The sequence below is a fragment of the Novosphingobium arvoryzae genome, from assembly GCF_014652615.1.
Lineage (GTDB): Bacteria > Pseudomonadota > Alphaproteobacteria > Sphingomonadales > Sphingomonadaceae > Novosphingobium > Novosphingobium arvoryzae.
In genome coordinates, this window is record NZ_BMZD01000025.1 from 1 (window position 1) to 647 (window position 647).

A 647-nucleotide genomic window follows, 5' to 3' on the forward strand; every position below is an offset into this window, starting at 1 on the left:
AGCTATTCACGCCATGCAGAAAAGCCTTTGAGCGTGCAGTGAAACGCGCAGGAATCGACTTGCCAGAGGGTCAATGCACCCATGTGTTGCGTCATACTTTCGCCAGTCACTTTATGATGAATGGCGGAAACATACTGGTACTGCGAGATATTCTGGGGCATTCAGACATTAAAATGACAATGGTTTATGCTCATTTTTCACCAGATCACCTAGGGAAGGTGCGAACAAGTTCCTGATATGAGATCATCATATTCATCCGGAGCGCATCCCAGAGGGACATCATGAGCCATCAACTCACCTTCGCCGATAGTGAATTCAGCACTAAGCGCCGTCAGACCCGAAAAGAGATTTTCCTCTCCCGCATGGAGCAGATTCTGCCATGGCAAAACATGGTGGAAGTCATCGAGCCGTTTTATCCCAAGGCGGGCAATGGCCGACGGCCCTATCCGCTGGAGACCATGCTGCGTATTCACTGCATGCAGCATTGGTACAACCTGAGCGACGGTGCCATGGAAGATGCCCTGTACGAAATCGCCTCCATGCGCCTGTTTGCCCGATTATCCCTGGATAGCGCCCTGCCGGATCGCACCACCATCATGAATTTCCGCCACCTGCTCGAGCAGCATCAACTGGCCCGTCAATTGTTC

The 647-nt window shown here is 51.8% G+C and carries 2 protein-coding genes; both read left to right on the forward strand.

The annotated features are described in order from the left end of the window. Positions 1 to 236, forward strand: a 236-nt coding sequence (locus IE113_RS16145; protein WP_189543363.1) for a tyrosine-type recombinase/integrase, incomplete at its 5' end; no start/stop codon positions are given. 45 nt (positions 237 to 281) lie between these two features. Next, positions 282 to 647 (forward strand): IS5/IS1182 family transposase (locus IE113_RS16150; protein WP_004157098.1); only part of this gene is annotated, 366 nt, incomplete at its 3' end.